Raw genomic sequence first — 22,121 nt, forward strand, 5'->3', positions numbered from 1 at the left:
GGAGCAAATCCTTAGAAAGCCGCGCCAAGTTCGGATAGAAGTCTGCAACTCGACTTCTTGAAGCTGGAATCGCTAGTAATCGCAGGTCAGCTATACTGCGGTGAATACGTTCTCGAGTCTTGTACTCACCGCCCGTCAACTCAAGGGAACTGGGAGTGCCCGAAGCCTCGTCCTGTACGAGTCTAAGGCAAGCTCAGCGACAGGGAGTAAGTCGTAACAAGGCACGGGTAGCGGAAGCTGCTCGTGGAATATTTCAATTTGAAAATGTTTTCATTTCTTCGGAAATGCATAACTTACGGCGTCGATTTTCAATGCCTCAATTGAGCATTGAAAGGTTTATCTAAACTGTAAATAGATTGGCATCTCGGAAAGACGAGTAAAAGGACCTGGACCATTTGTTTTAGACTTCGGTCTAAAATGGATACTAGGCAAGAACGGAACAAAACAAAGAATATTTTAAGCAAAAACCACCCGAGAGGGTGGTTTTTGCTTGTCTGATTTCTTGATATACTAATATGTATGAAAAACATAATTCAAAAGCTTGGGTTTATCATCGCAGTAAGTTTCGGCGCGCTCATGCCTGTACTTGCGCAAGCTTCAGCTGCAGTGTGTAAAGTTAATGGGAAAGTGGTGGACTGCGGGAATGCCGGTTGGCTCATCGGCGGAATTTTCGGTCTCGGAGGTATTTTTATGCTCATCCTTCTTGCGGGAACTATATTCTGGATTTTCATGCTTATCCATGCTGCCACTCATGATATTCCCAATAAACCTCTCTGGCTCCTCATTATCATTTTCGGTCACCTTCTTGGGGCAATCGTCTATTACTTTTCTATCAAAAAGAACATGTCTTCTAGCTCGAAAACACCTTCTTCTGGGGCATCCTCGACCACTTAGTCTATAAGAAATAAGCCTCAAAAAACGCCTCAACAAGGGTGTTTTTTGACGTTCTCAAAGTATTGACTTTTATCCTAAAATATGCTATACTATTAGGGTAGGCTGTGGGGGAGAGCGTACAGGGGCCTATGGGCAGGAGAAAGGGGGCGCAATGCGCCTTTCAACTTCTGTAGCAGTACTTGGTCTGTTGTTTATTCTCACAACATCTGTGAGAACAGCAGAACCAAGCGAGGTTCTCATTTCCGCTTTGATTCGTGTTGAATCAGGTGGGAATGACAGAGTGATTGGAGACGTCAAGCTTAAGAATAAAGCTTACGGCTGTCTCCAAGTTCGTCAGCCCGTCTGTGATGATGTGAACCAGCGTTTCGGTACGCACTATCGCGCCGAAGATTGTCTGGGGAATCGTCAACTGTCCATCGAGATATGTAAAAAGTATCTCTCGATGTACGCAAAGACTGGTGCGGACGAAGAAACGGCTCGCATCTGGAATGGCGGGCCGAAAGGACAGTATAAAAAGAGTACAGAAAAATATTGGGAGAAGGTCAAGAAATTTCTATGATACTTCCTTCCGAAACCAATTGCCGGCGCCCTTCAGGTGTCCGGCAATTTATCATTATGTTATAATGGGTTTTGGCTTGAGGAAAATACAGCGAGGTCAGACTGAAAGGAGGGGACTGTCATGACAAGGCAGAATCGGTGGAATACGGGCGATAGTGTTGAACAAGACAGACATGAAGCAGATCCAACATTGCTTCAGAAAGTGTTGGAATCTTTGTTGCACTTTCCTCTTTTGCTCATTTTTAGGATGATGGAAGGCTCGAGGTTTCAGGACCTTGGATTTTGGTTGGTGGGGGGCGTGTTCGAGTGGATCGATGGTCCAAACAATGTATCCCTGAAACGGGTGGGAGGCAAGGAATGAATACACATGGGCTTCGCCGGCCGAGAAAATTTGTAAGCAAGCGTTTTCTCAAGGCCTTGGAACGTTTTTCTGTCATCGACCTTGTTGGGGGTGTGGCAGCATCGTTTGTCATATGCGCGGCGCTGTTCTGGATGTGCGCGACTGATGTAAAGAGATTTCTTTTTCGGAAATGGTGGTGAGGTGTTTCTCGCTACACTTCCGAAAGTATCGTTGGCGACTGGGTTTTGTCCCAGTCGTTTTTCTTGTGAAAGTGTGAGGTTTTTGCTATATTTTGTGGGTCTTTTTTTATGCGCGATTAGCTCAGCTGGTAGAGCACATCACTGATACTGATGGGGTCCCAGGTTCGACTCCTGGATCGCGCACCAAACGAAAATCACCCTTCTGGGGTGATTTTCGTTTGGTCGACGATCAAGAAAGCGCGGGGCGCTTTCTGTCAGGAGTCGAAGCCCGATTGAGCTCCGCCAGAGGCGGACCAATCGGGGTACTGAAGCTGTAAGCTTCGAAATTCTTGTGTTATTGTTTTCAGATATGGGCGCGTGGCGTAACTGGTAGCCGCGCACGATTCAGAATCGTGTGGAGTAATCCATGGGAGTTCGACCCTCCCCGCGCCCACTAATTGATGCTGTTTGAATTGTTTTGACCTATCGTATAGAAATGCTAAGGTACATTTAGGACGAAAGGAGGGCTCGGAATGTTCAAATACATCGTAATTTTTCGAAGCCCTCTTTTGAAGGGGGTTGGAATTGAGGAGATGTCCGATTCATCGAGGGAGCTCTTTCACGATTACGGAGCTTTTCTCCGGGAGAAGTGTAAGGGGATGACGAAGAAGATCTACACTTCTCCTGCCGGACAGAATATCGAAGCGCGCGATATTTTGGAACAAGAACTTCGGCTTATGCCTTCGGGAGAAGCTGGCATCGTTGAAGCTTTCCTTCACGGGGCCTATGCAGGCCGGAAGTACCAGGACGCAAATGTTCTTCCAGTTATGGATTTTGTGAAATCACGCGAGAAAGACTCTGATGTTCTCGTTCTGATTACGCATCATCCCTACGTAAGACTTCTGCAACAGCGCTTCGCGGAAGAGTACAAATGGAAGATCATCCCGACAGTTTTTGCTCCTTCAAACGGGGGAGGAGTGATCATTAGTGTCGGGGAAGAGACAATCGAAATGGTTCAAAAGCCGACTCGTTGGCAGGAACCTCCCGTACAAGGCAAGTTTCGGTGGTAAGGCTCGGATGCAAGTTCCGGGCTGTTTTTTTGCCTGAAACTTGCTAGTATGGTGCTATATATGCAAATCGGGGGCTATTTTAGGGGTAAAAAGATAACAATCATGGGACTCGGGCTATTAGGCCGGGGTCTTGGCGATGTGCGGTTTTTAGCTGAAGAAGGAGCTGAACTTATCGTTACCGACCTTAAAACCAAGGAACAACTCGCAGATTCTCTGAAAGCGCTCGAAGCCTTTCCAAACATCACCTACGTTCTTGGCGAGCATAGGCTCAAGGATTTCCAGGGGAGGGATATGGTGGTGAAAGCTGCGGGAGTTCCGCTCGATTCTCCTTATGTTGCAGAAGCGCGAAAAAACGGAATTCCGATCGAAATGGATGCCTCTCTTTTCGCAAAGCTCACAATTGGTGTCACTATTATCGGCATTACAGGTACGCGCGGGAAAACTACGACAACCTCACTCGTGTATGAGATTGCGAGAAGGCATTTTGATGGTACAAGCACGAAAGTGTTTCTTGGGGGCAACATCCGAGGGACTGCGACTCTGCCTCTTATTCGAGAAGTGAAAGCGGGGGACGTCATGGTACTTGAACTTGATTCATGGCAACTTCAGGGATTTGGCGAAGCGAAAATCAGTCCGCATATTTCTATATTTACGAATTTTCTCGATGATCATCTCAATTATTACAAAGGCGACCGAGATCTCTATTTTCAAGACAAAGCGCAAATTTTTCTCAACCAAACAAAAGGAGATGTCTGTATTACGAGCGATGATTTGGCTATTGAGATAGTAAAAAGATTCGGAAAAGACATGAAAGGCGCGCTCGTGAAAGCAAAACCTTCCAAAATTCCGCTTGATTGGAAATTCCATCTTCGCGGAGAACATAATCGAGAAAATATTGCGCTTGCGATCGAAGCGGGGAAGGCGCTTGGTGCGACAATGGAAGAAATTCGGGAAGCAATTGAGAGATTTCGAGGCGTGCCGGGGCGACTCGAATTTTTGGTCAATTACAAAGGCGTTTATTTTTATAACGACACCTGCGCTACGACTCCTGACGCGACGCTCGCGGGATTGAAGACTTTGGCTTTTCAGCGAAACGTCGTTCTCATTATGGGAGGTGCGGACAAGGGGCTTAATATGGACAAACTCATCCACGCTCTTCCGGAATATACGAAAGAAGTCATTCTGCTTATGGGTACAAACACAACCGGCAGTGAAAGAATAAAAGATGTTGTTCTCAAATTTCCAAGTATCAAAGCAACTCTCGCTACGAGTCTTGAGGGAGCCCTCGGGCAAGCCCTTTTGACTGCAGAGAAAGGAGATGTTGTCCTCTTTAGTCCGGCATTCGCTTCTTTCGGAATGTTTAAGAATGAATACGATAGGGGAGATAAATTCAATGAAGCTGTTAAAAATCTGAAATAGATGAAGAAAACCAAAGCTGCCATAACTCCGCAGAACGCGAGAAAAATTCACTTTGCCGGCATCGGAGGCATTGGCATTTCTGCTATTGCTCGAATGATGAAAGGAGAAGGGAAGGCTGTAAGCGGGTCAGACCGTGATAGATCGAAGGTCACAGATGAACTCAAGAAACTTGGAATAAAAATATCTATCGGGCAGAAAAAGTCGGCAATTCCGAAAGGGTGCGATTTGCTTGTCTATACAAACGCTCTCCCCAAAAATCATTCCGAGCTTGTGGACGCTAAGAAAAGAAAAATAAAAGTTTTTTCATATCCGCAAACGCTTCACTTCATTTCGAAAGAAAAATATACGATTGCGATTTCGGGTACTCACGGAAAAACCACGACGACCGCGATGGTCGCAAAAATTCTCATGGATGCGCATCTTGACCCGACCGTGATTGTCGGCTCGATTCTGAAATCTACAAATTCTAATTTCGTTTCAGGAAAGAGCGTCTTTTTTCTTGTTGAAGCAGATGAATACAAACGAGCATTTTTGAATTTGGAACCGAAAATTTTGGCGATCAATAATCTTGATCTCGATCATACCGACTATTATAAAAATCTCGCCGACATTCAGAAAGCATTTCATACGCTTGCAAAAAAAATTCCGGAGGGTGGATTTCTCATTTGTGATAAAGACAATGCTCATTTAAAACCCGTACTCAAATCCCTGAAGTGTACAGTTATTCATTATCCTGATGTGTCGCTCTCGGATTGGAAGCTTAAGTTGCCCGGCGAGCATAACCGGCAGAATGCCAAAGTTGCAGCAACTGTTGCGGGAGTACTTGGCGTGCCGGAAGAAAATATCCGAAAATCGCTTGAGGAATTTGAGGGCACCTGGAGACGATTCGAGTTCAAAGGCGAGACGAAGAGCGGTGTCTTGGTCTACGATGACTATGCTCATAATCCAGAGAAAGTGCGCGCCGCACTCGCTGGGGCGCGGGAAGCATTTCCCAATAAGAAGATCTGGGCTGTTTTTCAGCCTCATCTTTATTCTCGGACGAAAAGATTTTTCAAAGACTTCACTGAATCTTTTAAAGACACAGACGAGGTTATTTTTGCTCCCATCTTCGCGGCACGGGAAAAACTCGATAAGTCTATAACTTCAGAAATGCTTGCGAAAGCCGTAGTAAAAAAAGGCGGAAAGGCACACTATGCGGAAGCCTTTGAAAATATTGTGAAGTATCTCAAAAAGCAAACCAAAAAGGGAGACGTGGTGATGACAGTCGGAGCGGGGGATATTTATAAAGTGGGGGAGAGTTTTCTAAAATGAAAATTGCCGTCATCGCAATGTTCTTGCGATGACGGCAATCGTATGTCTCCCGTCCGATTACTGGACGTTTTTGAGTGCGTACTTCGGTTCGGGGATGTACATGTTTCCGGGTTTGACGAGCATCTTCAATTCATCCGGCATCTCGCTTCCCTTTGCCATGTGAATTTCGCCGTCGAAATCGACGACGACGATTCTCGCGCCCGGCCCGTATCCGCTAACGCTGTACCTGCCGAATCTGCTCGGGTCTTCCTCCTTCCTAATGACTTGTCTCGTGCGCAGATCACACTTGCCGGTCACGTTGACGAACCCGTGCTCTACGAGCAACCTGACGAGCGCGTCGTTGCTCGGCATTTCCCGCAGAGCAATCTCCAGCCTTTCGGACCCTCGGCGTGGTCTCACAGCAGTTGCACTTTCCTGCATTGGTGCTCCCTCCTCCGGTCGAGCTTTCGCTCAACAATTTTCAAATGCTGGCCAGCCTCTGCTGTGCCAGGTACTAAATTTCCTGGTTAACTTACCACATCTTTGATAATTTGTCTATATCTATAATTATGCTACCATAGCGCCTATGTCTACTCTATATGTCGTTGGAACGCCGATAGGGAATTTGGGGGATATAACCCTTCGTGCTTTGGAAGTGTTCAAGTCAGTTGATTATGTGCTTTGTGAAGATACTCGTGTGACGGCGAAGCTTCTCCATAAATACGAAATTTCAAGGCCAACGATAAGCTATCATTCGCATAGCGATCTTTCGAAAGTTGATCATATTATTTCACTTCTCAAGGATGGAAAAAATCTTGCCCTTGTCTCTGATGCGGGAACCCCAGGAATTTCTGATCCTGGCTCGCTTCTTGTTTCGCAAGTTAGTGGAGCTTTGGGAGATGAAGTGAAAATTGTTGCGATTCCAGGCCCTTCGGCGCTCGTCTCTGCCCTTTCTATTTCCGGCGCTCCCTCATCGGATTTTCTTTTTCTTGGATTTCTTCCGCACAAGAAGGGAAGGGAGACTCTTTTTCGAGAAATTGCTGATTCAAAAAGAACCGTGGCTTTTTATGAGTCGCCTCATCGAATTGAAAAAGCGCTTGCTTCGCTTCAGAAACATTTCACAGAAAATAAAATGGAGGGGAGAAAAATCGCAGTTGCCCGCGAACTCACGAAAGTGTTTGAAGAGTGCGTTTCGGGGACTGCTTCAGAACTTATCGCGCATTTTCAAAATCACCAAGATACTGTGCGCGGAGAATTTGTGGTTGTAGTTTTTCCAAAATAATTCGCATTTTTGGCAATTATTATCTATAATAGCAGTATGCATTTTACACAAACATCTTACGTCCGCAGTTTTGCTCTCCTTGGCGCCCTGACTGCTCTTACACCATTTCTTCATTTTCCACGAGCCTGGAATGATGTCTTGCTTGTTATCATCGGCCTTCTCGTCATTTTTCTCTCATACACTCTTCGAGCACAAAAAATGAGCGATTCTTCCAAGTTGCCACAGCCTCCTCTCGACGGCGGAACTCAAAACTTGAATAACTAGGCCTAGTTGAGCCCCGTGTTTATTCTTATCCCATGCGGGATGTTGCTTTTTGTTGTATACTATTTCCATTATGGTGTCCTCTCATACTGATCATAGCCCTTCTCCATCTCACGACTCGCATGGGCACCACGACTTTCTTAGAAAAAATGCATTCGATCCAGAGCGAGTGACCTATTTTGCCGAGACTGATTCTCGCAATAAGAAAATAAAATTTGGAATCAAAGCGAAAGACAGAACTCGCCATGTCTATGTCATTGGGAAGACGGGAATGGGAAAGTCCACCTGCCTTGAAAATATGGCCGTGCAGGATATTCAAAATGGCGAGGGTATGGCTTTTATTGATCCTCACGGAAAGACTGCCGACCTTTTTCTTGAGTACGTTCCCAAAGAGCGAATGAAGGATGTGCTGTATTTTGCGCCTTTCGATATGGAATATCCCGTGTCTTTCAATGTGATGGAAGACGTTGGCCCCGATAAGAGACACCTCGTTTCAAACGGACTCATGAGCGCGTTTAAAAAGATTTGGGTGGATGCTTGGAGTGCCCGAATGGAATACATTTTGAACAACATTCTTCTTGCGCTTCTCGAATATCCGGATTCGACACTTATTGGAGTGAACAGAATGCTTGCCGATAAAGATTATCGAAACGCGGTTGTCGCGAATGTGACCGATACTTCGGTGAAAGCATTTTGGCGGGATGAATTTGCGAAATATTCTGATAAATTCATGACCGAGGCTGGCGCGGCGATTCAGAACAAGATCGGACAATTTATTTCCAATCCACTGGTGCGAAATATTATCGGCCAGCCGAAATCCACTTTCGATCTTCGCAAGATGATGGATGAGAGGAAAATTATCATCATTAACCTTTCGAAAGGAAGAGTGGGGGAATCGAACGCGAACCTTATTGGTTCGATGCTCATCACTAAAATTTATCTTGCAGCCATGAGCCGAGCAGACGTACCCGAGTCAGTTTTGAATACGCTTCCCAATTTCTATCTCTACGTAGACGAATTCCAATCTTTTGCGAACGAATCTTTTGCCGATATTCTTTCCGAAGCGAGAAAGTATAAACTGAACCTGACCATGGCTCACCAGTATATCGAGCAAATGTCGGAAGAAGTGCGTGCCGCGGTTTTCGGAAACGTAGGCAGTATGCTGGTATTTCGAGTTGGAGCATTTGATGCGGAAGTTTTGGAGAAAGAATTTGCTCCGCAGTTTACAGCGGAGGATTTGGTGAATCTTGGGTTTGCCCAAATTTACATAAAACTTATGATCAATGGCGTTACTTCGTCGCCATTTTCTGCAACAACCTTGCCCCCGATAGCCAAGCCTCTTCGTTCGCTTCGTGAAGAGATCATTGAGTCATCGCGAAATACATTCGCTCGGCCTCGAAGTGTCGTTGAGGAAGAAATACGCCGATGGCATGAACCTGTTGGCAGGCCTCAACAAAAAGAAATGGCTCCGCCAGAACAAAGGCCTGTGACGACCTCTCCAAGACCTTCCCAGTCTCCTCTTCGTCCCGAATTTGTTTCCGCTCCTCGTCCTTCGCAACCCGTTCATGCCCAAGCTTCTAAAATGCCGGAAGCGCCGAAAGCACCTCCGCGCCTTTCGGCTCCAGAGCACAATCCCACAATGGCAAGACAAGTGGAGAGAGAAACGGAACTTCGCAAAGCGATGTCTCTTGCGTATTTAAAACCAGTAGCTCCGAAACCGCAGAAAAAGCCGAATGACCAGAACCTGAAAGATCTACGCAATCTCTTGGCGACGCTTCAGAAAGAAAATCCCACTTCTTCTAAACAAGAAAAAGTGGAGGAAAGACAGGCACGCCCTGAACGTCCAGAAGAGAAGCACTCTTCTTTAGAGACCGGCAGTCAAAGAGAGGAAGCGAGAACCCCCTCTCGTATTCAGAGAGAAATTCCGAGACAGGGTCATTCAGCTCCGCACACAGAGCAAAAACAAGAGAAAAAAGCTCCCAAAGAAGTTCCTGAAGATGTGCTTAGAAAACTCCTTCATGTTAAACCGCCAGAGAATAATGCGTAAGTTTTCTTCATTCGCTACAGTCTTTCTTCTCGCACTTCTCTTCCCTCACAACTTTGTTTTTGCGCTTGCTGATCTGCCGATCTCTATAACAGAGATTATGTACGATTTGAAAGGGGGAAGCGATGCTGGCCGGGAATGGGTCGAAATACAAAACAGGGGAGATGTTCCCATCTGGCTTTCTGGATTTAGGCTTCTTGATTCTACGAAAGAAGTTTTGGAGAATCACGAGCCCTTGAAGCTAATTAAAGGTGGAAGCAATATTCCCGCTCATGGATATACTGTAATTGCTTCCGATGCAAAGAAGTTTTTAGCTGATAATCCGGGATTTTCGGGGATACTTTTTTCTTCCTCTTTTTCACTTTCAAATACCGGAGAGATTTTAGTTTTAAAGGATAAAGCAGGGAATGAGATTGATAGAATTCTCTATATGACTTCCTGGGGAGGAGCGGGGGATGGAAATTCAATACAAAGCTTCGGTGATGGGTGGAGAGCCGGTGTGCCTTCTCCGGGTGGAGCTGAGAAAATCTTGCCGCCGACTCCCGCTCCTTTAGTGGTCGCTGGATCGGTTGCAACTCCGAAACCCTCTTCCTCCGCCTCTCTTCTAGAAAAAAATACATCTAATCCGCAAGTTTCCGTACCTTCTTCCGGGTCATCAGTTGCATCAGTGCAAAATTCCGGCATCTCCGAGAAGTCGAATTCTCTTAAATGGATCTTGGGATTTATCGGTTTTCTCATTCTTGTTATTGTTGCGTTTCTTTTTGTTTCCAAAAATAAAAATCCGATTGATGAAATTAAAATTATAGAGTAATTTTGAACGCGTCTCTTACATCAAGTTTTGTATTTTGTAATTTCGGTGTATACTCATTCGGATGAATAAAAGAATTTCAACGGAAGCAGTATCCATTGGATTTATCGGGCAAGGATGGGTGGGAAGGCATATTGCGGATGATTTCGTATCCCGAGGTTTTCAAGTCGTTCGCTATAGTAGAGAAGCTCCTTATAATTCGCAAGAGAATAAAAAGAAGATCAGTGAATGTGAGGTAGTTTTTGTTGCTGTTCCAACCCCCACTACAAAGAAAGGTTTCAGTGACAAAATTGTCCGCGAAGTCTTGTCCATTGTCGGTAAGGGAAAGATAGCGGTGATCAAATCAAGTATTCTTCCGGGGATGACAGATGCTATTCAAAAAGATTTTCCCGATATTTGTATTTTCCACGCCCCAGAATTTCTGACAGAAGCAAATGCCGCCCATGACGCGGCACATCCAAGTCGTAATATTATCGGGATTCCTGATATCGCGGATTTGGATAAAAAGAAAATCTATAAAAAGAAAGCAGATTTCTTATCTTCGCTCATGCCGAAATCGCCCCGTTCTTTTATTATGTCAGCGAAAGAAGCAGAATTGGTAAAATATTTGAGCAATTGTTTTTTGGCCCTCAAGGTTATTTATAGCAATATAGGATTCGATCTCGCGGAAGCACTCTCCTGTGACTATAGTATTATTGCAGAGGCGCTTGGTGCCGATGAACGTATTGGCGGGGCGCATCTCAAGGTAAAATCTGGAAATGGGCGTGGAGCGGGCGGGCATTGTTTCATTAAAGATCTTGCGGCCTTTTGCGCGCTTCTTGAAAAGACATTGGGAAAGAGCTATGCAACGGATTTTTTTCGGGCGGCAGAAAATAAAAATATTGAACTTTTAGCTACAACGGGCAAAGACTCGGAGCTTCTCAAAGGCGTCTATGGAGAGAAAAAGATAGAAAAAATATGTAAAAAAAATTTCAGATTAGTTTACACATATGGCAAAAGTACATAAATGGATTTTAGTAACTGGCGGGGCGGGTTTTATTGGTTCGCATCTTGTAAAAACCCTTCTTGAAAAGGGTCAGAGTGTCATTGTTGTTGACAATCTTTCTACTGGCAAAAAGACGTATTTTAAGAAATATGCGAAAAATAAGAATTTCAAATTTATCGAGGCTGACATTACTCACCCTCCTTTTTTGAATGTTGCGATCGGGAGCATCTATAATCTTGCTTGTCCAGCTTCTCCTGTCGCATACCAGAAAGATCCAATCCATACGCTTCTTACGAGTGTTCTTGGCGTGAAAAATGTCCTAGAACTTGCACGAAAAAATAAAGCTCGAATCGTTCAGGCGTCCACCTCTGAAGTGTACGGTGATCCGCTTGAACACCCGCAGAGGGAAATCTATCGGGGGAATGTAAATTCGCTTGGTCCTAGAGCTTGTTACGACGAGGGGAAACGGGCCGCTGAGACGCTTTGTACGGATTACCATCGTATTTATAAGCTAGATGTTGGTATTGTCAGAATCTTTAATACCTACGGTCCGAACATGGCCCCTGACGATGGACGGGTGGTGTCAAATTTCATCGTTCAAGCTCTTGCCGGGAAAGACCTTACTCTCTACGGAGATGGCACTCAAACCCGCAGTTTCCAATATATTGACGATCTCATCGCCGGCCTTATCGCTATGATGGAAAAAAAGAGAACAGGACCGATCAATCTCGGAAATCCTAAAGAGTTTACTGTCTTAGAATTAGCCCAGAAAGTGCTTGGGCTTACAGGATCGAAAAGTAAAATTATTCTGAAATCTTTGCCGGAAGATGATCCGAAGAGACGAAAGCCAGATATTTCTCTCGCAAGAAAAGAATTAGGATGGGAGCCAGAAGTTTCCCTTGAAGAAGGACTTAAAAAGACTATAGATTATTTTCGCCGATTTAAATAACGAGTATGAATTTTTTCTCCTTGAAGTTTGAGTTTTCGAAAATAACGAGATATGTCATATCTGGAGGGGTTGCGACTGCAGTCAACTTGTCTTTGCTTTTTATCCTAAAAAGTATATTTCATATTTGGTATCTTTTTTCAGCGATAGTAGCTTTTATTCTTGCTTGGGGGGTGAGCTTTTCTCTGCAAAAATTATGGACATTTGAAGACCGCTCGACACGTCTTTTAAAATCGCAGATGGGCATCTATTTTGCGATCACGGTCTGCAATCTCGGGTTGAATACCCTATGTATGTATCTTTTTGTGGATATTTTGGGAATCCAATATCTTGTCTCGCAGATAATAGCTTCAGCGCTCGTTGCTCTTGAGAGTTATTTTATGTATGGGAGATTTGTCTTCATTAAAAAAACGGGAGGGGAGTCAGATGTTCGTTTATAAAATGATCAGATTGACCCCAGGAGAATCTTTATTCTCCATTTTAAAAGACCGAGCGCATAGTTAGGATATTCTTTTCTATTTCTCTGTACGACCAAGAGACTTGTCTTGGTTTGTTTCAAATTGTGTTTTTGGGTAGCTCCATTTTTATGGATGCGGTACGCCACACAGTACTCGGGAATGTTAACTAATTTAGACACACTTCCGATGCGTAGCCAAAGTCCGTAATCTTCAGCGTATAATTCATCACTTCTGTAGGGGCCACAGCTTTGCCATAATTTTATTCTAAAGGTTACGCTGGAATTTACAATACAATTTTTTACAAGCATTTTATTTCGGATTGCTGTATTTTCAGTGGGAAAATTCATCTGAGCAATAGTTTTTCCGGAGTCATCTATGACGTGTGCGTAGGTACCGATAAGTCCGTATTCTGGGTGTGTGTCTAAAAAAGCCACTTGCTTTGAAAGTTTTTTCTTATCTATCCATATGTCATCACTATCAATTCTCGCTATGTATTCTCCGCGCGCTTTTTTCATACCCTCATTCAAGCTGGCGATACAGCCGACATTGTGAGCGTTTTGAATAAACTCGATCCGGTTATCCGCAAAAGATTTAATGACTTGTGAACTTTTATCATTCGACGCATCATCAACTATAATAAATTCAAAATCAGTGAAATCTTGTGTGAGCACTCCCTGAATCGCCTCTTTGAGATAGGCTTCGCTATTGTAAGCGGGCATAAGGACGCTTACTTTCGGTTTCTTTATATTTTGATCCATGATTCTGGTACGATATCTTTATATATCTTAGGGGAAATATTAGCCCATTTTTCTGGAGCGATAACAATCTTTTCTAGGTTTTGGTTTAGCCATGCCCCCCACCAGCTGAAGGAGCTATTTGCAATTATATTATGTTTGCAAGCGGACATAAGGATAAGCTCTTCGTAATCTTTGATTGCTGGATTCGAGACATACGTTACTGACCCTTCTAGTTTCAAATTTCCCTTTACCCAATCTATATCGTCGGAAAATATAAAAAAACTGGGGGAGTCTGTCTTATTTTTTATAATTTCCAGAGCTTGCCTGTAGTAAGAAGGAGAACACATATCATGGTAAGCTTTCGCTTCCTGGCTCTTCACATAGTCGCCGCGTCTGACATGGATGCTCACGGGATTTTTGGTATTTCGTATTTGCATCAATGTTCTCGTTGCCTGTTCCGAAAGTCCGTCTTTCAAAGTGAAATCATTTAAGAGGATTGGTCGGATATCTTTGAAATATTTTTCACTCTGCCAGTATCCTTCCAGATATATATCGCCTTTCAATAAAAGTATTTCAGGCAGAAAGCGAACATTGAATTGTCTCAGCACTTTCTTTTTGAAAAGATGTTTGAGATGTGAGAGGGGGCCGTGGGGATTTTTTATTCTCCGGATTTCTTCTTGTGTTGCGATATCTCCTTGTATCAGAAAATGTCCTAATGTGTAGCGCCTCTGATTTTCCTTATCAAAAAGAGTCGCGTCCAATTTGAGAATATCTTTATTTTGCAAAGATAGTTTTCTGCCAAGCGCGTACTGGAACATCTGATTTCCGAGTCCTCCTTTTAAATTAAATATTATCATATTTGTTTAACAGTATGTGTTATTTACTAAAGAGGATTTAGTATGTTGGAGAATGTCTTTTCATCATATTCTCGGATATTAATACGAGGGATACAAAAGCGATTTTTTGTTTTTCGTGCGAACCGCTGAGTATTCGAATATCCGAAATCGAAACCGAGTTCTTCCACTATTCGTTCTGATGTTTTATCAAAATCAGAATAACCGCCGAATGGATAAGCAAAACTGCTGATTCTTTTTCCTGTGATTTGTTCGAGAGCAGTTTTACTTCTCTCTATCTGGATTCTTTGTTCTTTTGGGTCAAGATCGATAAGACGGGGATGAGTGAGGGTGTGCGCTCCAATCTCTATGAGAGGGTGACTAGAAAGTGCTTTAATCTCAGTTTCGCTCAAGAAATTTGCCCGATCAGTTTCTTTATATTCCATATCCCATTCGTAAGACGCTCGTTTCCCGAGAGAACTTGTGGTAATAAAAATCGTTGCTGGGAGGTTGTATTTCTCAAGAAGAGGAAGTGCGTTGGTTAAATTGTCTTGATATCCATCATCGAAAGTAATAGCCGCTTCTCTGCCTGTGATAGTGCCGGCTATTAGCTCCCCGCTGAGTTTTGATAAGGGGATCACTTTATAATTTTTCTTAAGAAAACGGAGATGTGTTTCGAAATATTCTGGACTTACACAAAGCATGTTCGGATCATTAGATATCTTTGTGATTCGGTGATAAAGAAGGATGGGCGCTGTTTTGGAGAATGTTTTTGAGAAAAAGTTGATCAGTTTTGTGTTCGAGTACAGGAGAAAAAAATACAAACGATATGCAAATGAATAGCAGCCGATAAAGACGAGAAACGGCTTGATGTTTTTCTTTAAAAATTTTCTCATTATTTTATGGCTCTTACGCTGATAATCGTCGGAAAGTCTGAGTCATCTTTTTTCAGTGCCTTGAGGGAGATATCTTCTTGAGCCAGTCCTGCATAAAAAAATAACCCCGAGCGTACATTTCCATGCGCTTTTATCGAAAGATTTTCTGGTAGAAATTTTTTTTGAAACAAGTATTTCGCTCCTGCTAGTGTAAAACGCCAATAGTCACCCTCAAGACCGGCGACACAGTCGATCCTACTTAAACAGGGAAGTGTCGCAAGGATGGTGCCTCCCTTTTTTAGTACACGGTGGCATTCAGAAATTGCCGCTGCGAGATCGTCGATAAATTGGAACACTTGAGTGAGTATGATGCAATCGTAAGCATTATCAGTGATCGTTTTTAGTTGTCGTAAGTCATCAATTATTGTTGCTTTCTGATTTGAGTCTTCTATATCTAAAATATCGCTTTTGGTAACCTCCTCTCCTCCATAGACATTCGTATACTTATTGTTTAATAATTCGAGACATGCGCCTCTGATATATTGCTTATTCTCCTTGAGGAAATTTTCAATAAAGAAGCGATCAATCGCCTCTCCTCGTTCGAGTCCATAGTAGTTGCTTAGCGGTTTCGAGGTGTTTCTAAGAAAGTAAAATGTTGCCGGTTTTGTTATTCGATGAAGGAATTTCTTTGTAGTTGGAGAAAGCCGCAATTTTTTTGCAATTTTTCTAAAAAGCGATGATACATTTCTGTACTGTTTGACTCTTAACACATAACCCTGGAGGCTATTTCTGCGAATATAAATTTTTTCAGGAAGATTTATATTTATTGGAGGATGCGGTTTTTCAAGCACGTCTTTCAAATTAACTACAAAAATATCGCCTAGATTTCTAAGTTCGTCCATAATATTCCTCGTGAAATTTGAACAGTCAAATGCTGTAATAAAATGAAGGGCTTTAGGATTGAAAACATAGTAATGCTCTAAGAGTATGTCTCTCCAGTTATAATTTACTCTTCCAGCATCGTATTCTCTTAGATAATATGATCTAGTAAAGTGTATTCTGTGCAAATATTCAGCATCTGGGCATGTATACGCTACGAGCCCAGCGCAAAGAAATCTCCAAGAAAATCCTTGGGTATCGAAGCCGTGTTTGGTTGGATATCCGCCAATCTTTTGAAAAGCGTTTTTCGTGTACATGAACGTGACGTCGAGCGGGCAGAATTCTTCTTCTGGCCTTATAAGTGATTTGAATGGTATTTTTTTGTCCGGATAAGGGGATACATCTATGTGATCGATGTTTTTTATGTTGTTTCCTCCAAATTTTATCGAGCGATGTATGCTTACGCCATCACATTTTTTTTCCTTTAAATATTGGTACATTTTCGAAAGAGATCCCGCTGGTAAAAGATCGTCGCTATCAAGGCAAAATATGACTTCACTTAGGGATTTTGCTACCGCAGTATTTCGAGTTGCGCCACCTCCCTGATTTTTTTCATGAAAAAAATATCGAATATTTTTGTGTTCTAGAGCGAGTTGTTTGATAAGCGCGGGCGTACTATCTGTTGAACCATCATCAACCATTAGTACTTCAAATTCATCATTTTGAAACCCCTGTGTATAGCAAGAATTTACAGCTTCTGCCAATGTCTTTTCGCAGTTATAGCATGGAATTATAAGGCTTAATTTGAGGTTGGGCATGACAGTATGAGTTTATCTTAAGGAATCTATTGAAGCAATTTTTTCAACAATTTTGTGATCTTGAGAAATACCAATATTTGTACAAAGAAATGCAATATCTTATCTCTCTTTCTCCCGCCCATTTTGCCATAAAATTCTTTTAATAATTCAATTGCCCCAACATTTTCTGTGATTTTGTCTCCCATTATTATAAGTTCATTCTTATCAAGATCGACTTCGAAAGGACTTTTGCCGAGCAATCGATTGAGAGCAGTAAAATGGGTTCCATTGAATAGCCCATTATTTTTTATAAGAGATCTGGGAGAATTCACCGCCAATCCGTTATTCAATGTTATGGCGATGTACCAACAAATGTCCCAGGGAATAGGATGTGCTTTTAATGAACCCAGGCATCTAAAAGCACCATCCAGCTCAATTTTGTTTTTTTGTTCTTCAGATAAAAGAGAAAGAGCTTCGTGTTCATTTTGGAACCAGTGAAATTTATCCCAACGATTTTTCCATGTACCCCATCCGCCACCGGTGTTTTCTGAATAGCGCCAAAGAATAGTTTTTCGATAATCATGGGGCATCCGTATAAATGTAAAAGACGCTATGTGCATAATTTTTTCCGTATGTTCGTAAAAATCGAGAGCGTCATTCATGAATGTAAGAAAATTCTTTGCAGACACTCCGTCATCTTCTAAAACTATAATTTTTCCGTATTTGTTTACTATTTCGGTGACCCCCTCGATTATATTTCTTTCGAGATATATATTTTCTCTTCTTTCTGTGATGGTTACAGATTTGAATCCTGTAACTGTCTTTAAATACTTTCGAACTTCTTCCACGTCTTTTTTGCTTCGCTCGGTCTTTGGTCCGTCAGAAAAAAAGAAGACATCTGTTTTGCTCGCCAAGTAATTTTTTTGAAGCGCCGCAACTACTTCTTGAGTGTTATCTGGACGGTTATAAACAAAAATAGCGACAGGAGCCAATTTTCTTTGTGAGGTTTCCATAAAGATTATTTATGCAATGCTCGCGGGTGATTACAGGGAGTATGGGGAAGGATAGTTTTTGCGTGAACTATCCGCTTTTCAGGGGTTGGAGGAGTCATATAATTCTTGTATATGACAGATAAATATTCATGAGGCTTTCCTGGTCCGGGGTAGAGCCTGCTCTCGAATTTTATGTCTTTAAGTGGGTAGAGATATTCGAGAGGTATAGCATACATATAGCCGTTGTCTTCAGGTGTTTGTCCAATTTTGTCGCCCCTGAAGGGTGAAAAGATGAACCAGATTAATTTACAAAAAAGATAGGCCGAATAATTTAAAACAACATTTTTTGATTTTACGAAAGTGTTTTCTCGCGTCCTTAAAGTTGCGTAGGTTAGAACTCTCCGCAACATTCTCGGCATCCTTGGGTATACCACTGAAGGAAAAATATCTATATAGATGCCATGGTGATACGGTTCCGTACCCGTTTCGTGGTGTTCAAGAAAGGTAGAATAGCAATCACGGAGTTTGGCAAAGTATTGTTTGTATGCTTTGTCAGTTTGGGGGATTTGAAGAAAAACATCCCGTGGCAACTCTTTTCCTCCGATTTCTATGAATTTTCGGTAATCTGCTATGGGCATTGAGACATCTATGTCATCATCCCACGGAATAAAACCTCCGTGTCGCACAGCGCCGAGTAAAGTACCGAAATCGATCCAATACGTTAATTGGTGTTTTTTGCAAATTGCGTCAAGCGCCCCCAAGAGTTTCAACTGTACTTGACGGCATTCCTCTCTCTCTTGTTCGTTTATCATAATTCGATTTTCACTACGGGATAATTATATTTCTCTTGAAATTCCAACTCTAGAAGCGCTTCTCGACTTATGGGCACCCATGAAGCTTAGTGCTAATATTGGCGCAGCTGAATAAGAGATAAGTGTTGCCCAAGCTGCTCCTGTTAAACCGAATTTACTGATAAGTAAGAAATTTAGAAGAATATTCAGGATCATTGGGAAAAGGTACAAGTAGAAAATTACTTTCAATTGGTTTTCGGATAAGAAATATTGCTGCAGGCCCCATAACGTAAACAACCCGATTCCAGACCAAACGTAAATTCTTAAGATTGGCACGGCTTCCATATAAGCATTACCGAATAAAAGCTTGATTGCCCATGGCGCAAAAAAAGTTGAAGGAACGGCGATTATCACTCCTATAAAAGCTAAAAGCATGTACAATTTTTGCAGACGATCTTTATATATTTTTTCGCTAACTTTTTTTGCGTTTACAATTGCAGGCAAAAGCGATGAGCAGATAATTCCAGGAATAAAGTACCATATTTCAACTAATCGTACTGCAGCTGCATAGAAACCCACCGATGTCTCGCCCAAGTACCATTTGATCATTATTTGATCGACTTTTAAGAATAAGAAACTGGCACCAGCTGCAAGCATAAGAAAAAGTCCTCCCCATAACATATCTCTTGCTATTTCTCTTTCAAAATTCCAGTGTCGGAAATTGTATCCATTCTTCCTGTAGATGTAAAAACTCATGGCCGCATTCAGCAAAGATTCAAAAACGAGGATAAATATAAGCCAGGTAACTCCCTTCCCGTATACAATAAGCATAACTTTTAACACTGACGCTGCCGTGGTTGATATCATGGATACGCTGACGTTTTTTTTCGCCTGAACTGATGATTGGAAAAAGGTAGAGATAATTACGAATCCTGACCAGATGAAGGTGGAAGAGTATAGAATTATCAGATTTCTAAGGAAAAAAGACGGTTCAAAGATAAAGGCCGATATGACGACCGATAAAAAAGCAATAATTCCCCCGCAAAATAAAAGAATGAAGCTGGTTCCCATGAGAGCCTCTCTTTTTTCTGGGTGTTTTACTAAATCACGAGCTAAAATGGTTCCGATGCCTAAATTTGCGATGAATCCGAAGATCCCAACAAAGGCAAAAACATAGTTTGCAATGCCGTAATTGGTTGGTCCGAGATATCTTGCCACCCATGCTCCGATGAAAAAGGTCATCAGTAAATAAAACATTTGTCCGAAGAACATCCAGCTGGTATTCATAAAATATTTCTTAAAGCCATCTCCCCATTGTCCAATGAGGCGTTCATACATCCACTCCGGCATAAGATGTTTTATGATTTTGAGCAAATAGTTAAACATTTTTTTTGAAGTCCACTTTCTAGTATATATTTTTTACGATCTCTGCAAGTTCACTGTCCTCGATTTTTCTAGGATTATTTCGTAGGCGCTCCTGGTTCGTTTCTCGTATGATCGTACTCCTTACTTCTTCAAGATTATATTTTTTTTCAGTAAACCATTTTCTAGGCAAACCAATTTTGTCCATCAATTTTTCCAGGAAAGCAGCTACGTCATCTGCCTCATGGTGTATTCCAAAAAAAGAATAAAGGTTTTGCATTCTTTGTCGAAAGGAATAAAGCTCGAGACGAGTATCGATATTTTGTGAAGTTATTTTACCGTTCATTCTAAACATTGTTGGTAAAGTGAGGCTAACAGCATGGCCATGCGGTAGGCCATAGTGGGCGGTCATGGCATATGAAAACGCATGAGGTGCTGTAGTTCTCGCGATGTTTATTGCTTTGCCTGACAAGTGTGCAGCATTTAACATCTCTTTTCTCTCTGTTTTGTTTGGATTCACAACAGCTTTCTCTAGATGCTTTAAACAGGTCCGTATGCATTCTTCGCTGTATCGCAGGGATTCATTAGTCGCGTTAACTGCCCAGTATGATTCAATTCCTTGAGCAAAGGCATCCATTCCAGCACACGCTGTCAGGTAAGGAGATTGTGATTCTGTGAATTTTGCATTTAAAAGTACATGCGAGGGTAAGACTGAACTATGATCAACTGATTTTTTGATCATTCCATCGTACAGTACAGCAAATTGGGTAGTCTCACTTCCAGTGCCGGCCGTTGTTGGTACAGCCATAAGAGGCATGCAGGATTGGGCCGGGATTTTCTCCTCCGGGCTATATTTCTTGGGAGCAATTTTATGGGATACGAAAAAATTGATTGATTTTGCGATATCGATAGCGCTTCCTCCGCCCACACCTATGATAAGACTGTGGGGCAGACTTCTGAACACTTCTATTCCTCTTTCTACATCCTCCATCTTTGGATTAGAGGAGAAATCATGAAAAAAAGTCATAGGAATATTGGGTATCGTTTCGAAAAATGCTTTTGCTCCAGACAATTTAAAAGAAGACTCTCCAGCAACGACAAATACTGATGAATTTTTTTCTCGTCCATCTAAGAATTTTTCAACGAACTCTAAAGACCCCTTTTCTCCGGAGTGAACATTTTGGATTTTTGTATCATTCATTTTTTCCGTTCAGGAAGCTCATAAGCATATCCTTATTTTCTACGGGGGTAGAAGTTGGTCGACCCAAATCATTGCGTACTTCTAAAGAAACTTTGATCTCGAGAAGATTTTTTCCTTTTGTTTTTAAAAGTACTGGCATGATTTTTTTGACTTCTCTCCTTGTGTGAACTGATTTCACAAATGTGTAACCGCAAGCTTTTGCTATTTTGGGGAAATCTATTTTAAAACCAACAGTCGGTTGTCCTCCAACTGAACCATGGGCTCCATTGTTTAATATAATATGCTTAAAATTTTTTAAAGAGGATTGGCCAATGATTGCTAATGATCCAAGATGCATAAGCGCTGCGCCGTCTCCATCCAAACAGACTACTGTACGTTTCGGATGGCGCATCGCAATTCCCATTGCAATCTGTGAAGCGTGTCCCATCGAACCTACAGTCAGAAAATCTTTTCGGTGGTCATCTTTGCGAAGCTCAAAGAGTTCGCGAGAGATATGCCCAGTGGAAGAGATGACTGCTGCATGATGAGGAAGTGATGACACTATCTCTCGAATCGCATCTTCTCTTGAGAGAAGAAAAGAAGATTTTTTTGTCGAGACAGCATATTTCTCAAACGTATCTTTTTTTGCGATGAGTGCAACGGGGCAGCTATGTTTAATTGCATAAGTAATTATCTCTGAAATCACTTTTCGAGCGTCTAGTTCGTTTTCAGGTATTATTTTCCAGGCTATTCCCATTGCATCTAGTAAAGGCAAAGTTACTTTGCCTTGTTTGATATGCTGGGGCTCATCTTGTACTCCCGGTTCTCCTCGCCAACCAATGAGAAGAATCATGGGGATTCCATACACTTCTGGATCGGCAAGTGAAAGAAGGGGATTGACTGCGTTTCCTTGTCCAGCATTCTGCATATATACAAGAGCGGGTTTGCCTGTGGCGAGATAGTGTCCTGTGGCTAACCCAACAGCGCCACCTTCGTTTGCCGCAATAACATGTTTTTCACTTGGTACATTGACGGAAAGGAAGGCACAAAAATCTTTTAGGAGTGAATCAGGAATACCCGTAAAGAATGAAATCCCTTGCTGGTCAAGCCAATTATAGAATTTTTTAGAGCCGATCATAAT

The 22,121-nt window shown here is 42.3% G+C and carries 22 protein-coding genes, 2 tRNA genes and 1 rRNA gene; 15 read left to right on the forward strand and 10 right to left on the reverse strand.

The genetic code is table 11. The annotated features are described in order from the left end of the window. The 9 genes from PHS53_00005 to PHS53_00045 form a co-directional block, all read left to right on the forward strand. Positions 1-259, forward strand: a 16S ribosomal RNA gene (locus PHS53_00005); the annotation flags it as partial. Between the two features lie 260 nt (positions 260-519). Continuing rightward, positions 520-894 carry a PLDc N-terminal domain-containing protein gene (locus PHS53_00010; protein MDD5356521.1) on the forward strand — a complete coding sequence of 125 codons (375 nt, stop codon included), beginning with the start codon at positions 520-522 and terminating at the stop codon, positions 892-894. A 151-nt stretch (positions 895-1,045) separates the two neighbouring features. Next, a complete protein-coding gene (locus PHS53_00015) occupies positions 1,046-1,453 on the forward strand; it encodes a transglycosylase SLT domain-containing protein (protein ID MDD5356522.1) in 408 nt (135 codons plus the stop codon). Between the two features lie 356 nt (positions 1,454-1,809). Further along, positions 1,810-1,992 carry a hypothetical protein gene (locus PHS53_00020; protein ID MDD5356523.1) on the forward strand — a complete coding sequence of 61 codons (183 nt, stop codon included), beginning with the start codon at positions 1,810-1,812 and terminating at the stop codon, positions 1,990-1,992. A 110-nt stretch (positions 1,993-2,102) separates the two neighbouring features. Further along, positions 2,103-2,178 (forward strand) — tRNA-Ile (locus PHS53_00025). 165 nt (positions 2,179-2,343) lie between these two features. Continuing rightward, positions 2,344-2,425: transfer RNA gene (locus PHS53_00030), tRNA-Leu, on the forward strand. A gap of 79 nt (positions 2,426-2,504) precedes the next feature. Further along, entirely contained in the window at positions 2,505-3,041 is a 537-nt protein-coding gene (locus PHS53_00035) for a hypothetical protein (GenBank protein ID MDD5356524.1), read from the forward strand. Positions 3,042-3,101: 60 nt separating this feature from the next. Beyond that, the gene (gene murD / locus PHS53_00040; GenBank protein MDD5356525.1) at positions 3,102-4,460 is read left to right on the forward strand and encodes a UDP-N-acetylmuramoyl-L-alanine--D-glutamate ligase; all 1,359 of its coding nucleotides are present in this window, start codon (positions 3,102-3,104) and stop codon (positions 4,458-4,460) included. After that, a complete protein-coding gene (locus PHS53_00045) occupies positions 4,461-5,771 on the forward strand; it encodes a cyanophycin synthetase (protein MDD5356526.1) in 1,311 nt (436 codons plus the stop codon). A gap of 57 nt (positions 5,772-5,828) precedes the next feature. Here the strand turns inward: PHS53_00045 and PHS53_00050 are convergent, their stop codons facing one another. Then, positions 5,829-6,191, reverse strand: coding sequence for a hypothetical protein (locus PHS53_00050; protein MDD5356527.1), 363 nt, complete (start codon positions 6,189-6,191; stop codon positions 5,829-5,831). 145 nt (positions 6,192-6,336) lie between these two features. On the opposite strand from PHS53_00050, the gene rsmI reads away from it, so the two are divergent. The 6 genes from rsmI (at position 6,337) to PHS53_00080 (ending at position 12,079) form a co-directional block, all read left to right on the forward strand. Then, the gene (rsmI, locus tag PHS53_00055; GenBank protein ID MDD5356528.1) at positions 6,337-7,032 is read left to right on the forward strand and encodes a 16S rRNA (cytidine(1402)-2'-O)-methyltransferase; all 696 of its coding nucleotides are present in this window, start codon (positions 6,337-6,339) and stop codon (positions 7,030-7,032) included. Positions 7,033-7,068: 36 nt separating this feature from the next. Beyond that, on the forward strand, positions 7,069-7,296 hold the full coding sequence (locus PHS53_00060) for a hypothetical protein (GenBank protein ID MDD5356529.1): 228 nt from the start codon (positions 7,069-7,071) through the stop codon (positions 7,294-7,296). Positions 7,297-7,366: 70 nt separating this feature from the next. Next, on the forward strand, positions 7,367-9,340 hold the full coding sequence (locus tag PHS53_00065) for a type IV secretion system DNA-binding domain-containing protein (GenBank protein ID MDD5356530.1): 1,974 nt from the start codon (positions 7,367-7,369) through the stop codon (positions 9,338-9,340). After that, positions 9,333-10,148 carry a lamin tail domain-containing protein gene (locus PHS53_00070; protein MDD5356531.1) on the forward strand — a complete coding sequence of 272 codons (816 nt, stop codon included), beginning with the start codon at positions 9,333-9,335 and terminating at the stop codon, positions 10,146-10,148. Before PHS53_00065 ends, PHS53_00070 begins: the two co-directional genes overlap by 8 nt. 61 nt (positions 10,149-10,209) lie before the next feature. Further along, a complete protein-coding gene (locus tag PHS53_00075) occupies positions 10,210-11,151 on the forward strand; it encodes a hypothetical protein (GenBank protein MDD5356532.1) in 942 nt (313 codons plus the stop codon). Then, positions 11,135-12,079, forward strand: a complete 945-nt coding sequence (locus PHS53_00080) for an SDR family oxidoreductase (GenBank protein MDD5356533.1) — start codon at positions 11,135-11,137, stop codon at positions 12,077-12,079. The genes PHS53_00075 and PHS53_00080 overlap by 17 nt, the downstream gene beginning before the upstream one ends. Positions 12,080-12,521: 442 nt before the next feature. Here PHS53_00080 and PHS53_00085 read toward each other — a convergent pair whose 3' ends face one another. Genes PHS53_00085 through aepY form a run of 9 tightly spaced genes read right to left on the reverse strand, consistent with a single transcriptional unit; the run spans position 12,522 to position 22,118 of the window. After that, a complete protein-coding gene (locus PHS53_00085; GenBank protein MDD5356534.1) occupies positions 12,522-13,292 on the reverse strand; it encodes a glycosyltransferase in 771 nt (256 codons plus the stop codon). After that, entirely contained in the window at positions 13,277-14,128 is an 852-nt protein-coding gene (locus PHS53_00090) for an alpha-1,2-fucosyltransferase (GenBank protein MDD5356535.1), read from the reverse strand. The genes PHS53_00085 and PHS53_00090 overlap by 16 nt, the downstream gene beginning before the upstream one ends. Before the next feature lie 26 nt (positions 14,129-14,154). Further along, entirely contained in the window at positions 14,155-15,000 is an 846-nt protein-coding gene (locus PHS53_00095) for a polysaccharide deacetylase family protein (GenBank protein MDD5356536.1), read from the reverse strand. After that, on the reverse strand, positions 15,000-16,676 hold the full coding sequence (locus PHS53_00100; protein MDD5356537.1) for a glycosyltransferase: 1,677 nt from the start codon (positions 16,674-16,676) through the stop codon (positions 15,000-15,002). Before PHS53_00100 ends, PHS53_00095 begins: the two co-directional genes overlap by 1 nt. A 26-nt stretch (positions 16,677-16,702) precedes the next feature. Next, the gene (locus tag PHS53_00105) at positions 16,703-17,668 is read right to left on the reverse strand and encodes a glycosyltransferase (protein ID MDD5356538.1); all 966 of its coding nucleotides are present in this window, start codon (positions 17,666-17,668) and stop codon (positions 16,703-16,705) included. A 5-nt stretch (positions 17,669-17,673) separates the two neighbouring features. Beyond that, positions 17,674-18,459: a LicD family protein gene (locus tag PHS53_00110; GenBank protein MDD5356539.1), complete on the reverse strand. Its 786-nt coding sequence runs from the start codon at positions 18,457-18,459 to the stop codon at positions 17,674-17,676. Between the two features lie 24 nt (positions 18,460-18,483). Then, complete coding sequence (locus PHS53_00115; GenBank protein ID MDD5356540.1) at positions 18,484-19,788, reverse strand: flippase; 1,305 nt, start codon at positions 19,786-19,788, stop codon at positions 18,484-18,486. Between the two features lie 55 nt (positions 19,789-19,843). Continuing rightward, entirely contained in the window at positions 19,844-21,001 is a 1,158-nt protein-coding gene (locus PHS53_00120) for a phosphonoacetaldehyde reductase (GenBank protein ID MDD5356541.1), read from the reverse strand. Then, the gene (gene aepY / locus PHS53_00125; GenBank protein ID MDD5356542.1) at positions 20,994-22,118 is read right to left on the reverse strand and encodes a phosphonopyruvate decarboxylase; all 1,125 of its coding nucleotides are present in this window, start codon (positions 22,116-22,118) and stop codon (positions 20,994-20,996) included. Before aepY ends, PHS53_00120 begins: the two co-directional genes overlap by 8 nt. Between the last annotated feature and the right edge of the window lie 3 nt (positions 22,119-22,121).

The organism is Candidatus Paceibacterota bacterium (assembly GCA_028714635.1).
Classification (GTDB): domain Bacteria; phylum Patescibacteriota; class Minisyncoccia; order Phycocordibacterales; family JAQTLZ01; genus JAQTLZ01.

Bases quoted from the DNA above. Each gene is read 5' to 3' on its own strand.
- PHS53_00010 (MDD5356521.1), top strand. From the start codon at position 520: ATGAAAAACATAATTCAAAAGCTTGGGTTTATCATCGCAGTAAGTTTC.
- PHS53_00015 (MDD5356522.1), top strand. From the start codon at position 1,046: ATGCGCCTTTCAACTTCTGTAGCAGTACTTGGTCTGTTGTTTATTCTC.
- PHS53_00020 (MDD5356523.1), top strand. From the start codon at position 1,810: ATGAATACACATGGGCTTCGCCGGCCGAGAAAATTTGTAAGCAAGCGT.
- PHS53_00035 (MDD5356524.1), top strand. From the start codon at position 2,505: ATGTTCAAATACATCGTAATTTTTCGAAGCCCTCTTTTGAAGGGGGTT.
- murD (MDD5356525.1), top strand. From the start codon at position 3,102: ATGCAAATCGGGGGCTATTTTAGGGGTAAAAAGATAACAATCATGGGA.
- PHS53_00045 (MDD5356526.1), top strand. From the start codon at position 4,461: ATGAAGAAAACCAAAGCTGCCATAACTCCGCAGAACGCGAGAAAAATT.
- PHS53_00050 (MDD5356527.1), bottom strand. From the start codon at position 6,191: ATGCAGGAAAGTGCAACTGCTGTGAGACCACGCCGAGGGTCCGAAAGG.
- rsmI (MDD5356528.1), top strand. From the start codon at position 6,337: ATGTCTACTCTATATGTCGTTGGAACGCCGATAGGGAATTTGGGGGAT.
- PHS53_00060 (MDD5356529.1), top strand. From the start codon at position 7,069: ATGCATTTTACACAAACATCTTACGTCCGCAGTTTTGCTCTCCTTGGC.
- PHS53_00065 (MDD5356530.1), top strand. From the start codon at position 7,367: ATGGTGTCCTCTCATACTGATCATAGCCCTTCTCCATCTCACGACTCG.
- PHS53_00070 (MDD5356531.1), top strand. From the start codon at position 9,333: ATGCGTAAGTTTTCTTCATTCGCTACAGTCTTTCTTCTCGCACTTCTC.
- PHS53_00075 (MDD5356532.1), top strand. From the start codon at position 10,210: ATGAATAAAAGAATTTCAACGGAAGCAGTATCCATTGGATTTATCGGG.
- PHS53_00080 (MDD5356533.1), top strand. From the start codon at position 11,135: ATGGCAAAAGTACATAAATGGATTTTAGTAACTGGCGGGGCGGGTTTT.
- PHS53_00085 (MDD5356534.1), bottom strand. From the start codon at position 13,292: ATGGATCAAAATATAAAGAAACCGAAAGTAAGCGTCCTTATGCCCGCT.
- PHS53_00090 (MDD5356535.1), bottom strand. From the start codon at position 14,128: ATGATAATATTTAATTTAAAAGGAGGACTCGGAAATCAGATGTTCCAG.
- PHS53_00095 (MDD5356536.1), bottom strand. From the start codon at position 15,000: ATGAGAAAATTTTTAAAGAAAAACATCAAGCCGTTTCTCGTCTTTATC.
- PHS53_00100 (MDD5356537.1), bottom strand. From the start codon at position 16,676: ATGCCCAACCTCAAATTAAGCCTTATAATTCCATGCTATAACTGCGAA.
- PHS53_00105 (MDD5356538.1), bottom strand. From the start codon at position 17,668: ATGGAAACCTCACAAAGAAAATTGGCTCCTGTCGCTATTTTTGTTTAT.
- PHS53_00110 (MDD5356539.1), bottom strand. From the start codon at position 18,459: ATGATAAACGAACAAGAGAGAGAGGAATGCCGTCAAGTACAGTTGAAA.
- PHS53_00115 (MDD5356540.1), bottom strand. From the start codon at position 19,788: ATGCCGGAGTGGATGTATGAACGCCTCATTGGACAATGGGGAGATGGC.
- PHS53_00120 (MDD5356541.1), bottom strand. From the start codon at position 21,001: ATGAATGATACAAAAATCCAAAATGTTCACTCCGGAGAAAAGGGGTCT.
- aepY (MDD5356542.1), bottom strand. From the start codon at position 22,118: ATGATCGGCTCTAAAAAATTCTATAATTGGCTTGACCAGCAAGGGATT.